This is a genomic window from Amycolatopsis jejuensis (assembly GCF_000717335.1).
Classification (GTDB): domain Bacteria; phylum Actinomycetota; class Actinomycetes; order Mycobacteriales; family Pseudonocardiaceae; genus Amycolatopsis; species Amycolatopsis jejuensis.
Map to the genome: position 1 here is coordinate 1 of NZ_JNYZ01000030.1, position 12,982 is coordinate 12,982.

14 protein-coding genes are annotated in these 12,982 nt (G+C 68.9%); 10 read left to right on the forward strand and 4 right to left on the reverse strand.

Going from position 1 to position 12,982, the window contains the following annotated elements; genetic code table 11:
* Positions 1 to 127 precede the first annotated feature (127 nt).
* A complete protein-coding gene (locus OO71_RS50540) occupies positions 128 to 307 on the reverse strand; it encodes a hypothetical protein (protein WP_156096704.1) in 180 nt (59 codons plus the stop codon).
* Positions 308 to 357: 50 nt separating this feature from the next.
* Entirely contained in the window at positions 358 to 1,176 is an 819-nt protein-coding gene (locus tag OO71_RS34525; protein ID WP_033294202.1) for an IclR family transcriptional regulator domain-containing protein, read from the reverse strand.
* A 135-nt stretch (positions 1,177 to 1,311) separates the two neighbouring features.
* Between OO71_RS34525 and OO71_RS34530 the strand changes: the two genes are divergently transcribed.
* The 7 genes from OO71_RS34530 (at position 1,312) to argG (ending at position 9,148) form a co-directional block, all read left to right on the forward strand.
* A complete protein-coding gene (locus tag OO71_RS34530; protein ID WP_033294203.1) occupies positions 1,312 to 1,875 on the forward strand; it encodes a flavin reductase family protein in 564 nt (187 codons plus the stop codon).
* A gap of 30 nt (positions 1,876 to 1,905) precedes the next feature.
* Complete coding sequence (locus tag OO71_RS34535) at positions 1,906 to 3,468, forward strand: 4-hydroxyphenylacetate 3-hydroxylase family protein (RefSeq protein ID WP_033294204.1); 1,563 nt, start codon at positions 1,906 to 1,908, stop codon at positions 3,466 to 3,468.
* Between the two features lies 1 nt (position 3,469).
* Positions 3,470 to 4,321: a catechol 1,2-dioxygenase gene (gene catA, locus OO71_RS34540; RefSeq protein ID WP_033294205.1), complete on the forward strand. Its 852-nt coding sequence runs from the start codon at positions 3,470 to 3,472 to the stop codon at positions 4,319 to 4,321.
* A 57-nt stretch (positions 4,322 to 4,378) separates the two neighbouring features.
* Positions 4,379 to 5,500: a muconate/chloromuconate family cycloisomerase gene (locus OO71_RS34545; RefSeq protein ID WP_033294206.1), complete on the forward strand. Its 1,122-nt coding sequence runs from the start codon at positions 4,379 to 4,381 to the stop codon at positions 5,498 to 5,500.
* A 55-nt stretch (positions 5,501 to 5,555) separates the two neighbouring features.
* Positions 5,556 to 6,227 (forward strand): adenylyltransferase/cytidyltransferase family protein, encoded by a 672-nt coding sequence (locus tag OO71_RS34550; RefSeq protein ID WP_162186156.1) that lies wholly within the window; start codon positions 5,556 to 5,558, stop codon positions 6,225 to 6,227.
* 62 nt (positions 6,228 to 6,289) lie between these two features.
* Positions 6,290 to 7,627 carry a hypothetical protein gene (locus OO71_RS34555; RefSeq protein ID WP_033294208.1) on the forward strand — a complete coding sequence of 446 codons (1,338 nt, stop codon included), beginning with the start codon at positions 6,290 to 6,292 and terminating at the stop codon, positions 7,625 to 7,627.
* A 72-nt stretch (positions 7,628 to 7,699) separates the two neighbouring features.
* Positions 7,700 to 9,148 (forward strand): argininosuccinate synthase, encoded by a 1,449-nt coding sequence (argG, locus tag OO71_RS34560; RefSeq protein ID WP_033294209.1) that lies wholly within the window; start codon positions 7,700 to 7,702, stop codon positions 9,146 to 9,148.
* A 61-nt stretch (positions 9,149 to 9,209) separates the two neighbouring features.
* Here argG and OO71_RS34565 read toward each other — a convergent pair whose 3' ends face one another.
* A complete protein-coding gene (locus OO71_RS34565; protein ID WP_033294210.1) occupies positions 9,210 to 10,151 on the reverse strand; it encodes a GlxA family transcriptional regulator in 942 nt (313 codons plus the stop codon).
* 42 nt (positions 10,152 to 10,193) lie between these two features.
* The gene (locus OO71_RS34570) at positions 10,194 to 10,613 is read right to left on the reverse strand and encodes a Fur family transcriptional regulator (RefSeq protein ID WP_033294211.1); all 420 of its coding nucleotides are present in this window, start codon (positions 10,611 to 10,613) and stop codon (positions 10,194 to 10,196) included.
* A 118-nt stretch (positions 10,614 to 10,731) separates the two neighbouring features.
* On the opposite strand from OO71_RS34570, the gene OO71_RS34575 reads away from it, so the two are divergent.
* The 3 genes from OO71_RS34575 to OO71_RS34585 all read left to right on the forward strand — a co-directional run bounded on the left by OO71_RS34575 (position 10,732) and on the right by OO71_RS34585 (position 12,661).
* Complete coding sequence (locus OO71_RS34575; protein ID WP_033294212.1) at positions 10,732 to 11,133, forward strand: Fur family transcriptional regulator; 402 nt, start codon at positions 10,732 to 10,734, stop codon at positions 11,131 to 11,133.
* Positions 11,134 to 11,205: 72 nt separating this feature from the next.
* Positions 11,206 to 12,063, forward strand: coding sequence for an alpha/beta fold hydrolase (locus tag OO71_RS34580; protein ID WP_033294286.1), 858 nt, complete (start codon positions 11,206 to 11,208; stop codon positions 12,061 to 12,063).
* 4 nt (positions 12,064 to 12,067) lie between these two features.
* A complete protein-coding gene (locus tag OO71_RS34585; RefSeq protein WP_033294213.1) occupies positions 12,068 to 12,661 on the forward strand; it encodes a TetR/AcrR family transcriptional regulator in 594 nt (197 codons plus the stop codon).
* Positions 12,662 to 12,982: the final 321 nt, after the last annotated feature.

The following is a 12,982-nucleotide window of genomic DNA, read 5'->3' on the forward strand; positions in this document are numbered from 1 at the left end:
GAGATCCGCGATGACATCCACGAAGCCTTCCTCAGCATCGCCTGCAGCATCATCTGCTGGCGCAGACTCAAGAAATACTCAATCTGTTAGGACCTCTAAGCCCCGACCATGATCAACCGAGCTGTGGTCAGGCATCGCGAGTCGCATCGAGAACCTCATCGCGAGAAGGTCCCGGCTCCACCCCAGACAGCGACCCCTCCACCAGCCGCCAGGCTTCCGCACTGCTCATCCGGGACGTGAGAGCAAGGGCCTGATCACGCAGGTACTCCTGCCCGGCTACCCGAGCCCGCCGCCGAATCGTCGCCATGGCGCCATCCTCCCACCCGCGGGCCAAACGGCGGCACCCCTGGTCAGAGATCAGAAAAACCCGTCCCGAACAGCGCGCGGTGAAGCATCCCGGTACCCCAGCTCCCCCGAAATCGCCGCTGCCGTTTCCAGTACCAGCGGTACCGTCTCCGTCCGCAGGCGTTCCGGTGCCAGCCGCCCGGCCGACGTCGACGACGCCAGCGCCGCCACTACCGCACCCGACCGATCGCGTACCGGGGCCGCGACCGACAGCAGGCCTTCCTCCAGTTCACCGTCCACCATGGACCAACCCTGCTCGCGCACGACCGCCAGCGCCTCGCGCAGCTCGACCGGATCCGTGACCGTGCGTGCGGTGTGCGGCCGCAGCGGCCCTTCCTCCAGGAACCGCGAGACCCGCTCCGGCCCGGCCCACGCCAGCAGCACGCGCCCCATCGACGTCGCGTGTGCGGACACCCGGGTACCCACCGCGACGTTGATGCTCATGATCCGGCGCACCGGCACGCGCGCCACGTACACCACGTCGTGCCCGTCCAGTTCGGCCAGTGACGCCGACTCGCCCGTCTGCTCGGCAAGCCGCAGCAAATGCGGTTGCGCGAGTTCGATCATCGCCTTCGTCGCCGTGTAGTGCTGGCCGATGGTGAGCACCCGCGGGGTGAGCGACCAGCGCGTGCCCTCGTTCGCGACGTACCCCATCCGCTGCAGCGTGAGCAGCAGGCGGCGCACGGCGGGCCGCGACAAACCGGTGGCCGTGGCGAGTTCCGCGAGCGTGGGATTGGTGCGCTCCTCGTCGAACGCGAGCAGCACGGCGAACCCGCGCTCCAGGCTCTGCACGTAATCCCGTTCGTTCCCCGCCGCAGTCACGGACGTCATTCTCCCATTCACCCGCGAGTTCACCCGCGAGCGGGACTTGACCCACGGCCGGGCGTGAGGCACCCTCGTCACCAATGAACGCTAAGCGTGCAAGTTGTACGCATAGCGTACGCCACCCGCACGAGGAGGTGCGAGATGACGGTTCCGGCCAGGGAACTCCGGGACGCATTCGGCCGGTTCGCCACCGGCGTCACCGTGGTGACCTGCAGAAACCACGACGACACCCCGCACGGCGCGACGGTCAACGCGTTCACGGCCGTCTCGCTCGACCCGGCGCTGTGCCAGGTCACGCTCACCCGCAAGTCGAAGGCGTGCGCGTACCTCGACGGGCAGCCGTTCGCGGTCAACGTGCTGAGTGCGGGTCAGCTCGACACCGCGTGGCACTTCGCCGGCCGGCCGGCCGATCCCGGCCCGGTCTGGGCGGAGGGCCCCACCGCGCCGGTCCTCGTCGGCTCGGCCGCGGTGTACTCCTGCCGTCCGTGGCGGACCTACGACGGCGGCGACCACCTGATCGTCGTCGGCGAGGTCGAGCACGTCGACGTCACCGACGAAGCGCCACTGCTCTTCTACGCCGGCGCGTTCCGCGAGATCGGGCCGCGCGAAACCGGTATCCACTGGGGCGGCTCCCTCGACTGCCCGGAGGCGGGCTGGTTCGACGCCTCCACCGTGTTCACCCCCCTGCGCCGTCCCGCGGCCTGACCGTTTTCCCTCAAGCACGAAGGATTTCCGATGACCATCCAGCAAGAGCGCACCGAAGCGGCCACCGCGACCGCGCCGATGACCGGCGACGAGTACATCTCCTCGATCCAGGACGGCCGGGAGGTGTGGGTGTACGGCGAGCGGGTCAAGGACGTCACCACGCATCCGGCGTTCCGCAACCCGGTGCGGATGACCGCGCGGCTGTACGACGCCCTGCACGACCCGGCCACCCGCGACGCGCTCACCGTGCCCACTGACACCGGCAACGGCGGCGTCACGCACCCGTTCTTCCGCAGCCCGCACACGGTCGACGACCTGCTCGCCGACCGCCGCGCGATCGAAACCTGGTCGCGGATGACGTACGGCTGGATGGGCCGCAGCCCGGACTACAAGGCCAGCTTCCTCGGCACCCTCGGCGCGAATGCCGATTTCTACGCGCCTTTCGAGAACAACGCCCGCCGCTGGTACCGCGAATCGCAGGAAAAGGTCCTGTACTGGAACCACGCGATCATCAACCCGCCGGTGGACCGCAACCTGCCGCCGGACGAGGTCGGCGACGTGTTCATGAAGGTGGAGAAGGAAACCGACGCGGGATTGATCGTGTCCGGCGCAAAGGTCGTGGCCACCGGGTCGGCGATCACGAACTACAACTTCATCGCGCACTACGGGTTGCCGATCAAGAAGAAGGAATTCGCGCTCATCTGCACGGTCCCGATGGACGCGCCGGGCGTGAAGCTGATCTGCCGTACTTCATACACGCAGCAGGCCGCCGTGATGGGCAGCCCGTTCGACTACCCGCTTTCGTCGCGAATGGACGAGAACGACACCATTTTTGTTTTCGACAAGGTCCTCGTGCCGTGGGAGAACGTGTTCCTCTACGGCGACATCGAAAAGATCAACGGCTTCTTCCCGGTGTCCGGCTTCATTCCGCGGTTCACCTTCCACGGCTGCATCCGGCTCGCGACGAAGATCGACTTCATTGCCGGATTGTTGCTGAAGGCGCTGGAAATCACCGGCAGCAAGGACTTCCGCGGGGTGCAGACGCGCGTCGGCGAAGTGGTCGGCTGGCGCAACACGTTCTACGCGCTCGCCGACGCAATGGCGCGTAACCCCGACGAATGGGAAGGCGGCGCGCTGCTGCCGAAACTGGACTACGGCCTCACCTACCGGATGCTGATGATCCAGGCGTACCCGCGGATCAAGGAAATCATCGAGTCCGATGTGGCCAGTGGGCTGATCTACCTGAACTCGCATTCGATCGACTTCAAGACCCCGGAAGTGCGCCCGTATCTGGACAAGTACGTCCGCGGCTCGAACGGGTACGAGGCCGTCGACCGGGTGAAGGTGATGAAGGCGCTGTGGGACGCCGTCGGGTCCGAATTCGGCGGACGGCACGAACTGTACGAGCGCAATTACTCGGGCAACCACGAAAACGTGAAGGCCGAATTGCTGTTCGCCGCCGAAGCGCAGGGCACCACGGAAGCCATGAAGGGGCTCGCCGAACAGTGCCTTTCCGAATACGACCTCGACGGCTGGACCGTGCCCGACCTGATCGGCAACGACGACGTCTCCTTCTTCAAGAACCGGAGCTGACATGACCGCCACGCAACCGTCCCCCACCGCCGCGGGTTCGGGCGCGAACGCGTCCGCCGCTTTCCGCGCCAGCACTGCCCGCCGCGGCGCCGCGAGCACCGGCCAGGAACGCGCCGACCGGCTCATCCGGCGCACGCTCGAAGCCGTCCACGAGGTGATCCGCGAGGAGGAGCTGACCTACCCGGAGTTCCAGGCCGTCAAGCGCTGGCTGATGGAGGTCGGCGAGTCCGGCGAGTGGCCGCTGTTCCTCGACGTGTTCGTGGAGCACGAGGTCGAGGCCGTCGCGGCGAAGGCACAGCACGGCACGCTCGGCACCATCGAGGGTCCGTACTACCTGCCGGACCAGCAGCGGCTGCCCGCCGTGGCGACGTTGCCGATGCGCGCCGACGAGAAGGGCGACCGGCTGGTGTTCTCCGGCCAGGTCCGCGATCTCGACGGGAATCCCTTGCCCGGCGCGGAGATCGACTTCTGGCAAGCCGACGCCGACGGCTACTACTCGGGATTCGCGCCGCACCTGCCCGAGGGCAACCTGCGCGGCGTGATCGTGTCCGGCGACGAGGGCCGTTTCGCGATCACCACGATCAAGCCGGCGCCGTACCAGATCCCGACCGACGGGCCCACCGGCAAGATGATCACCGCCGCCGGCTGGCACCCGTGGCGGCCTGCGCATCTGCACCTGATGGTGCGGGCAGGCGGACATCGCCAGGTCACCACGCAGCTGTACTTCGCGGGCGGGGAATGGCTCGACTCCGACGTCGCCTCGGCGACCAAGGACGAGCTCGTCCTCACCCCCGACCGTCAGGACGACGGCAGCTACGCCGCGAAATACGACTTCGTCCTCGAATCCGCCTGACCCGAAGGGCCCCGGCCGCCGCGCCGGGGCCCCTGTGGCCACTCAGAAAGGACCACCGTGAACGACCTGCGGATCGACCGGGTCGAGACGGTCGTGGCGGACATCCCGCTGCGCCGTCCGCACCGGTTCGCGCGTGCAGCCATGGCCGCACAGCCGGTGCTGTACGTCTTCGTCCGCACCGCGGGCGGGGTCACCGGGACCGGCGAGGGCGTGGTACCGGCCGGACCGTGGTGGGGCGGCGAGTCGGTCGAGACCATGCAGGTGATCATCGACCGTTACGTGGCCCCGATTCTGCTCGGCCGCCGGGTCGACGACCTGCACGCGATCCGGCGGGACATCGACGACGTCGTGGCGGCGAACCTGTTCGCCAAGGCGGCCGTGGAGGTCGCCCTGCACGACGCGTGGGCCCGCGCGCTCGGCGTGCCCGTACACACGCTGCTGGGCGGGCTCGCGCGGACATCGGTGCCGGTCACCTGGGCGCTCGGCACCGAACCCGCGCCGGTCGTCGTCGAGGAAGCGCTCGGCAAGCTCGACGCCGGGCTGCACCATTCGTTCAAGCTGAAGATGGGTGCACACGATCCATCCGCCGATGTCGCACGGGTATGCGCGATCGCCGAGAAGCTGTCCGGAGTGGCTGGGGTGCGCGTCGATCTGAACGCGCGCTGGGACCGGCTGACCGCGCTCACCCACCTGCCGAAACTCGCCGACGCCGGGGTCGAGCTGGTCGAGCAGCCGGTGCCGGGCGACGACGTCGAGACGCTGGCCGAGCTCAACGCACGGCTGCCGATCCCGGTGATGGCCGACGAATCCCTGCGCACTCCCGCCGACGCGTTGCGGCTGGCTTCGCGGCGCGCAGCCGACGTTTTCGCGGTGAAGACCACGAAGTGCGGCGGTCTCCAGGCGAGTATGGAGATCGCCGCAATCGGTGCTGCCGCAGGGATTCCGTCACATGGGGCGACGTCGATCGAGTCGCCGATCGGCACCGCCGCGTCACTGCAGTTCGCGTGCGCGGCGCCGGGGGTCACCTGGGGCAGTGAGCTTTTCGGGCCGTTGCTGATGGCCGAGGAAATGCTCGTCGAGCCACTGCATTACGCCGACGGCCACCTGCACGTACCGTCCGGGCCCGGGCTCGGCGTCGAGCTGGATCCGGCGCAGCTGCGTGCGTTCCGGAGGGACTGACATGCCGCGATATTGGCGTGGTACCGGCGAAATCCCGTGGCACTGGGGTCGATCCGTGGTTACCCTGGGCGTATTCGACGGCCTCCACCGCGGGCACCTGCGCGTGTTGCGGCACGCCGTCGCGCTCGGCCGGGAACGCGACCTGCCGGTCGTGCTCACCACCTTCGACCCGCATCCGGCCACGATCGCCGGCCGCCCGCGCGACACCACGCCGGTCGCGACCCTCGACCAGCGCGCCGAACTCGCGCGCGACCACGGCGCGGATGCCGTGCTGGTGCTGCCGTTCTGCCCGGAGCTGGCCCGGACCCCGGCCGTCGACTTCGTCCAGGACGTCCTGGTCCGCGGCCTGCGCGCGACGGAAGTGGTGGTAGGCGGGAACTTCCGCTTCGGCCACCGCGGCGCGGGCGACGTCGAGCTGTTGCGAAAACTGGGTCCACGACACGGTTTTCGCGCGCACGGGGTGCCGTTGCTGCCGGGTTGCTCGTCAACGCGGGTACGGGAGCTGGTCGCCGCCGGTGACCTGCGCGGCGCCGCTGCCGTGCTGGGCCGGCCGCATCGGGTACACGGGTTCGCGTCCGCCGGCGTCGTCGACTCCGGTCCGGCTTTGCTCCCGCCGCCAGGCCGTTACCCGGTGCTGGCGGCCGGTCGCCGGACGGTCGCCGAAATGACCGACCGGCTGCGAGTCCGGGATCTGCCGGAGGGCCCGGTGGAGCTGGACTTCGTCTGATCCGGGACCCCTCCCTGGCGAGAGCGCGGACACTGTCCGCCGACCTCGCGAAGGGACCCCTCATGCGCAACCCGGCCGATCCGCTCGCCGCCGCCATCGGCAACGCGTCACTCCTCGGCGTCGGCTACTTCCTGATCGGACGCCGGGTGCTCGCCGCGGTGAACCTGGTGGTCACCGTGGCATTGGTGGTAGTGCTGACGACGGTCGCGCCGTATCGCTGGTTCGAGCTCGTGGTGCTGGGCTGGTGGGCAGTGGTCGTGATGCACGGCTGGTTCGCCGCCCGCGACCGGGTCGCCAATCGCACCCACCGCATCATCGCGCTCGTGGTAACCGTGCTCGTCTTCGCCGCCGTCGGCGTCCTGCGGTTCGATGCAGCCCGAATCGACAACGCCATCGCCGAGGCCCGGCGCGCCGGCGACTGCCCGGCAGCAACCCGAGCCGTCGACCGATTCTGGCTCGGAGACCGCACCGCGAACGCGCCGTTGGTCGCCAGCGAGAGGCCGACCGTCGAAGCCTGTCGCCGCCTGGAAACCGCGGCCGCCGAGCTCACCGCCGCACTGGACGGCCAGCCCGCGGTACCGGCGGCTTTCGCGCAGCTGCGGTCAGTCCTCCACGACCTCCCCGGTCACGAAACCATGGCCACCACCACTTTGGACGCATTCCTCCGCCGCTTGCCCACCAAGAACGCCTGCACCACCGCGTCCATCACCGACCTGCTCCCGACCAGCCCGCTCCCGGCCCGCCCCACGATCGACCGCATCGGCCCACCCGCCTACCTGGCTTGCGGCGACCGTCACCTGTCCGACCAGGACTGGCCCGGCGCGCGCACGTGGTACCAACGACTGGTCGACCGTTACCCCGCCAATCCCCTTACGCCCAAAGCAAAAGACGGCATCACGCGCGCAACCCAGGCCCAGGAACTGGCGACCGTCCGCGACCTGATCCAGCGAGGCACCTACTGCACCACACCCGCGAAATACAGCGCCGCCCCGCCGTACGGCCCCGGCACGAACCGCGCGCTGTTCCACGGCGAAGACGAGTACACCGCGAAGTTCCCCCCGGAATGGCGCGCGCCGGACGCGGCCCAGGCAGTGCTGGTGGTATGCCTGGGCGCAGCGGAGGACGGCACGCCGGTGCGTACGTGCCCGTACGAGAACAAGACCTTCCCGGAGTTTCCTACCAACGTCACCTTCCACAAGATCGCGATCCCGCTGAAGGCGTACGAACTCCGCACCGGTGCCGCGGTGGTGGACACGAAGGTGGAGATCGGCGGGGCGAGCTGCCCGAAGGTGCTGGAGTACGAGAGTTATATCCGGGACTTCGGCCCACCGGGAGACGTCCGGGTCGCCCCGTCGGACGACGACATCCGGGCCGCGTTCACCGGGGTGGTCCAGAAGTGACCCACCCACGAGAGCGACCTCACACCACCCCCGGGGATGCACGTTCATACATCCTCGTGCATAATTATGCCCATGTCCAAGGTGCTCACTTCCCTTCCCGTCGGCGAGCGGGTCGGCATCGCGTTCTCCGGTGGCCTCGACACGTCCGTGGCGGTCGCGTGGATGCGTGACAAGGGTGCGGTTCCGTGCACCTACACCGCCGACATCGGCCAGTACGACGAACCCGACATCGCGTCCGTCCCCGGCCGCGCGCACGCCTACGGGGCGGAGCTCGCGCGGCTGGTCGACTGCAAGGAAGCACTCGTCGAGGAGGGGCTCGCCGCGCTGACCTGCGGTGCGTTCCACATCCGCAACGGCGGCCGCAGCTACTTCAACACCACCCCGCTCGGCCGCGCGGTCACCGGCACGCTGCTGGTGCGCGCGATGCTCGAGGACGACGTCCAGATCTGGGGCGACGGCTCCACGTACAAGGGCAACGACATCGAGCGGTTCTACCGCTACGGCCTGCTGGCCAACCCGTCGCTGCGCGTCTACAAGCCGTGGCTCGACGCGGCGTTCGTCGGCGAGCTCGGCGGGCGCAAGGAAATGTCCGAATGGCTGCAGGCGCACGACCTGCCCTACCGTGACAGCACCGAAAAGGCGTACTCCACCGACGCCAACATCTGGGGCGCCACGCACGAGGCGAAGTCGCTGGAGCACCTCGACACGAGCATCGAGATCGTCGACCCGATCATGGGCGTCCGATTCTGGGACCCGGCGGTCGAAATCGCGCCCGAGGACGTCACCGTCGGCTTCGAGCAGGGCCGTCCGGTCACGATCAACGGCAAGGAGTTCGCCACCGCGGTCGACCTGGTCCTCGAGGCCAACGCGATCGGCGGACGGCACGGCCTCGGCATGTCCGACCAGATCGAGAACCGGATCATCGAGGCCAAGAGCCGCGGGATCTACGAGGCGCCGGGCATGGCGCTGCTGCACGCGGCGTACGAGCGGCTGGTCAACGCGATCCACAACGAGGACACCCTCGCCAGCTACCACAACGAGGGCCGCCGCCTCGGCCGGCTCATGTACGAAGGCCGGTGGCTCGACCCGCAGGCGATGATGCTGCGCGAGTCATTGCAGCGCTGGGTCGGCACCGCGATCACCGGCGAGGTCACGCTGCGGCTGCGCCGGGGCGAGGACTACTCGATCCTCGACACGACCGGCCCGGCGTTCAGCTACCACCCGGACAAGCTGTCGATGGAACGCACCGAGGACTCGGCGTTCGGCCCGGTCGACCGGATCGGCCAGCTGACCATGCGCAACCTCGACATCGCCGACTCGCGCGCGAAGCTCGAGCAGTACGCGAGCCTCGGCATGGTCGGCGGCACGTCGCACCCGAAGCTGATCGGCGCCGCCCAAGCCGCCGCGACCGGCCTGATCGGCGCAATGCCCGAGGGCGGCGCGCAGGCGATCGCGTCCCGCGGCACCACCGACGACGTCGAACTCCTCGACCGCGCCGCCATGGAGTCCGGCACCGACTGAGGCGGGTCCGTGAAGGGAACCATCACGGAATCTAATTCCGTGATGGTTCCCTTCACGGCCCTCAAGCGCGCGAAAAACTGCCGCGGTAGGCGTGCGGACTCGTGCCGACCACGCGCTTGAACCGCTCCCGGAACGACGTCGGCGACCCGAACCCGACCTCGCCCGCGATCCGGTCCACCGGATGGTCCGTGGCTTCCAGCAAATGTTGCGCCCGCCGGATCCGGGCGCGCAGCAGCCATTGCAACGGCGTCGTCCCGGTCTGCTCGCGGAAGCGGCGGTTGAGCGTGCGGGTGCTCATCCCGGCATACGCGGCGACGTCGTCCAGCGTCAGTTCCTTCACGCAGTTCTCCTCCAGCCACTCCAGCAGCGGCTCCATCTGCGACCCGCGCGGCACCGGCGGCAGGTCGTGCACGATGAACTGCGCCTGTCCGCCCTCCCGTTCCAGCGGCATCACCGACAGCCGCGCGGCGTCCGCGGCGACGGCGGAACCGTAGTCGCGGCGGATGAGGTACAGGCAAAGGTCGAGACCCGCGGCTGCCCCGGCGGACGTGAGAAGCGCGCCGTTGTCCACGTAAAGCACCTCCGGATCGACGTCGACCTGCGGATACCGCGCGGCCAGCTGCGGAGCGGCTGCCCAATGCGTGGTCGCGCGAAGACCGTCGAGCAACCCGGTGGCGGCCAGCACGAACGCGCCGGAGCAGATCGACGCCAGCCGCGCACCCCTCGCCGCAGCGGCGCGGAGGGCGTCGAGGACCTCGTCCGGGATGTCGTCGGCCACCGCCCGGCCGGGGATGATCACGGTGTCCGCTTCGGCCAGCGCCGCGAGCCCGTACGGCGGCTGCAAGATGAACGCTCCAGCGTCGATTTCCCTTGCCGGGCCACAGATCTGCACGCGGTACCCGGCGCTCCCGTCAGGCAGCCGCGTACGGCTGAAGACCTCGATCGGAGTCGCCAGATCGAACGGCACGACCTGGGGCAACGCGAGAACGGCCACCGTGTGCATGGCGGAATCTTAACGTCGGCGGGTGTTCTGGCCACGCACTGGTCAGCCGCGTTCGCACTCCTCGCACATGCCCCACCACGTGACCTCCGCCTGGTCCACCCGGAATCCGGGCACCGGGCCGGTCTCGAGGCACGGGGCCGTGCCGACCGCGCACGGCACGTCCTGGATCCGCCCGCAGCCGCGGCAGACCAGGTGGTGGTGGTTGTCGTGCTTTTCGAGCTCGAACCGCGCGGGCGAACCGGCCGGCTCGAGCGGGCGGAGCAGGTGCGCGCCGACGAGATCGTCGAGGACGTTGTACAGCCCCTGCCGCGACAACGCCCCGACCGCACCCTCGGCGTCGAGCGCCGTCGCGATCTCCGCGGCCGTGACGTGCGGGGTGCGCGCGACCGCGGCCAGCACCGCACGCCGCTGCGGCGTGTTGCGCAACCCCTTGTCACGCAAGCGCGCCCCGAACTCGTCCATGGCCGTGAGGGTACCCGTAGAATTGACCGAGTCAATTCTGACGTGCAGTGGCTCACACTCCCAGACTTGACCCGATCTTACATTTGACTGAATCAACTGTGCCGGTTACAAAGGACAGGTGCTCACGACCTCCGCACCACCCCCGCCCGCCGGCGCCCCGCTCGACGCGGGAGCCCGGCTCCGCCGTGCCGGTCTGCGTGTGACGACCGCCCGGCAGGTCGTCCTGGAGGTACTGGCCGACCATCCGCACGTCACGGTCGCCGAACTCCTGCCGCCGGTCCGCGCCCGGCTGCGGATGGCGTCCACGCGGGCGATCCACGACGTGCTCACCACCGGCGTCACGGCCGGTCTCGTCCACCGCTTCGACCACGTCGGCGTCGCCCAGCGCTACGAACTCGCCGGTTTCGACCACCGCCACCTGCTGTGCCGCCAATGCGGACGGCTGGAGGCGATCCCGGGCACGCCGACGTCGCCCGACGAGGCCGTGGCAGGCCTGTGCTCGCAGTGCTCCCCGGCCTAGCTTGACCCGTTCCACCAGGGCATTACCTCAGAGGTAATTTACATACAGACTGCATGTATGTATCTTCGGCTCATGCACCCACTCGGCACCGCCCACCACGTCAACCTCCCGCAAGGCGAGGTCCGGTACTTCGAGCGCGGACGCGGCCGTCCGGTCGTCTTCGTCCACGGCGTGCTCACCAACGCACACCTGTGGCGGAAGGTCGTGCCGGCCGTCGCCGACGCCGGATTCCGTTGTCTCGCCCCGGATCTGCCGCTCGGCAGCCATTCGGTCCCGATGCGCTCGGACGCCGACCTCAGCGCCCCCGGCCTCGCCACCCTCCTCGGCGACTTCCTCACCGCACTCGACCTCGAGGACGTCATCCTCGTCGCCAACGACACCGGCGGCGCCATCACGCAACTGCTGCTCGCGCGGTATCCGGAGCGCGTCGGACGCGTGGTACTGACGCCGTCGGACAGCTTCGAGTACTTCTTCCCACCCATTTTCAAACCGCTGCCGCAGCTCGCGCGCGTACCGGGGTCGATGGCCGTACTCGGACAGCTGCTGCGGATCAAGGCGCTTTACCCGCTGCCGATGCTGTTCGGCTGGGTCGTGAAGCGTCCACTGCCGGACGACATCGCACAGGAGTACCTGGCAAAACTGCGGAAATCCCCTGGCGTACAACGGGATCTGCGGAAGTTCCTGCGTACCGTGCACCCGCGGCACACCCTCGCCGCAGCGGAGAAGCTACGACAGTTCAAGCGTCCGGTACTGCTGGTCTGGGCAGCGGAGGACAAGCTGTTCCCGATCGACCTCGCGCACCGCCTGGCGGCCTTGCTGCCCGACGCGGAGGTCGTCGAGTTCCCGGATTCGTACACCTTCGTCTCGGAGGATCAACCGGCCGCGCTGGCCGGGCACATCACGCGCTTCGCCGCCGCCATGGCAGATTAGGTGCGTGCGACGTACCCAGCAGGAACGCTCCGACTCGACGCGAGCCGCACTGATCACAGCCGCGCGAGCCCTCTTCGGCGCGCGGGGCTACCACGACGTGCCGGCCGAAGAAATCACCCGCACCGCCGGCGTCACGAGGGGCGCGCTGTACCACCATTTCGGCGACAAAAAGGCTTTGTTCCGCGCGGTGGTGGAAGAAGTGGAACGTGAGCTGACCACCGAGGTGGACGGCGTGATCACCACCGCCCCCGATCCGCTCACCGGTCTTTCGGCCGCGCTCGGAGTGTTCCTGGACGCCTGCCTCCGCGACGACGTCCGCCGCATTTCCCTGACCGACGCCCCGGTAGTCCTCGGCTGGGACGCCTGGCGGGAAATGGAAGGCGAGTACGGCCTCGGCCTGGTCGCGGAAAACCTCCGGAAAGCCCGGGACGCGGGCCTGCTGGTGGACACCCCGGTGGACGTCCTGGCGCAATTGGTACTGAGCGCGGTCATGGAAGCCGCCCGGATGATCGCAAACGCCCCCGACCCGGACCGCATCCGAGCCGACGTACTCGAGGTATTCGGTGGATGGCTGGGCGCTTTGATCCGCCCTTCGTAGCCCAGCGTCTCCGGCGGGCACCCGGTCGGGCACCGTCGGGCGCTTTGGTTCACCCCTCGCCGCTCGGCGTCTCCGGCGGGCGCCCGGTCCGACGCTTGACCCACCCCCCGTAGCCCCGCGTTCCGACCAGCACCCAGCCGCGCACGGTCAAGCGCCTGAGCCCGCCCTCGCAGGGTTCAAGGCTTACCCGGTCAGCCTACGGTCCGCCCGTAGTCAAGATCCGCCAAACAGGTCACGGTGAGTGGTCAACCCTTGACCGAAAGGGACAAATCGAAGTATGGTCTAGACCACAATCTCCCCCTCCCCGCCCGCGTACCTCCC